This is a genomic window from Flavobacterium sp., assembly GCF_036741995.1.
Taxonomy (GTDB): domain Bacteria; phylum Bacteroidota; class Bacteroidia; order Flavobacteriales; family Flavobacteriaceae; genus Flavobacterium.
Genome location: NZ_DAINRG010000110.1, coordinates 1 through 1754, shown reverse-complemented (window position 1 = coordinate 1754; position 1754 = coordinate 1). Strand labels below are relative to the sequence as shown.

Here is a 1754-nt window from a genome sequence, read left to right as displayed (position 1 = left end):
GTTAACGGCTACTTTTGGGTGGTGTGGTTCGGCATAAGCCACGATGTATTTGGTGCCGTCGGTTCCGGTAAAGGTATTAACCCTGCGTTCTGTCGAAGCCGGAACATCAATAACAGCAGTGGCTGAATAGGCAGTGCCGTTGATGGTGTAGTTTACTTTTAAATCCCAATATTCTGTTGCATTTTGCGCCATTTGGAAGACGATGTAACCTTCGTACAAGGTACCGTTTGTAGTTACTTTTTCTACTGCCGATTTAGGACAAGAGTGGTTCATCATGGTCATGTGCATGAGCGGCATCCAATTGACTTCAGCATTTTTTACGTAGTCGCCGGTGGCGTTGTCTTTGATGCGTAGGGCGACTTCGTTATAGCCTTGTTCCAAGCTGCCCATGTGGGAATACAATTCGATAGTATGGGTTTCGTTAGCGAATTCTTGGAATTTGGTTAGGTTGGCCAGTTCGTCGGCTTCGGGATTGCTATCGTCTGAAGAACAAGCAGTAAAGGTTAGGGCTGAGGCCAATAGGAATAAGGAAAGCGTATATTTTAATAAGGTTTTCATGATTGTAAATTTTAAATAATAAAGATTTGATTGGAAGATTTTCCAATGCGATTCGGACATAAATCGTCCGGTCAATCTCAGTAAGATTGATCAAAAAATAAAAAGTTTTTAAGCGGAATAAGTGGGCGGATGGAAAACAGAACCACACGCTAAGTGAAAGTAAAGATTGGCGTAGTGGTTGCTGATAGCATTTTTATGCTGAAAAAAAGTTTGTCTTGTCAATAACGGTTGGATTTCCTGAAAGAACAGCACTTCGGTTTCTTGTACTTGGATTTTTTTTACTGGGGTAATCGGTTTTTCCTGTTCCGAAGCTTTGGCCAATTCTTTCATCAACTGACACTTTCCGTTACACTTTAATTCGGGTTTGGCCTTGTTTTCACAAAGTACTTTTGAGATGTAATCGTAGTTAATCATATAGTCGGCCACCGGAAGTATCGGTTTTGCGAACATCACAAGTGCCACTATGATTATTAACCTTTTCATGAGACAAAGATAGTAGTTAAAAAACGGTCATTTGTATGATTTCAGTCATATTTTTAGTATTTTTATTAAAACTAAATTTGTAACCATTAGCTGTAAAGCCTTATGAAATAAGCCTTTTTAGCTTAAAACACTCAAAATCAATTATGCAAATAGACTTAGATTTACTCTACACTTGGGGTGCCATTGCTAAGGAATATAAAAAAGGTGAGATGATTTTTTGTGAAGAAGAGACGGCCTATTTTTATTATCAAATTATGGAAGGCAGTGTCCGAATGTACAATTCGAATGACGACGGCAAAGAATTTACCCAAGGGTATTTTCATGAAGGACAAAGTTTTGGCGAGCCGCCTTTGTTTATTAATGAATGTTATCCTTCTACAGCAGAAGCTTTTCAGGATAGCGTAATTGTGAAGTTGTCGAAAGACAAGTTTCTGAAAATATTGGAGGAATACCCAAGCATACAAAAACAGTTTTTAGTACAAATGTCGCGCCGGATTCATTCTAAAGCGATGACCTCGAAAGATATCATTAATCAGAAGCCCGAGTTTAGAATACTGGCGTTTTTAAACGCACACAAAAAAGGAAAATGTTCCAACGAAAAAGAGCAAATTCCGTTTACCCGACAAGAGATAGCCAATTTTACAGGATTAAGAGTGGAGACCGTTATTCGAGCCTTATCGAAAATGGCCAAAGACAAAAAGGTGGACATCATC

2 protein-coding genes and 1 pseudogene are annotated in these 1754 nt (G+C 38.9%); 1 reads left to right on the top strand and 2 read right to left on the bottom strand.

Annotation, left to right across the window (positions count from 1 at the left end):
* Both V7D82_RS13745 and V7D82_RS13740 read right to left on the bottom strand, forming a co-directional pair.
* Window positions 1-558, bottom strand: a pseudogene (locus V7D82_RS13745) (hypothetical protein); the annotation flags it as partial.
* Between the two features lie 108 nt (window positions 559-666).
* Complete coding sequence (locus tag V7D82_RS13740) at window positions 667-1041, bottom strand: hypothetical protein (protein ID WP_333601517.1); 375 nt, start codon at window positions 1039-1041, stop codon at window positions 667-669.
* Window positions 1042-1184: 143 nt separating this feature from the next.
* Here V7D82_RS13740 and V7D82_RS13735 point away from each other — a divergent pair.
* Window positions 1185-1754 (top strand): Crp/Fnr family transcriptional regulator (locus V7D82_RS13735; RefSeq protein WP_333601516.1); only part of this gene is annotated, 570 nt, incomplete at its 3' end.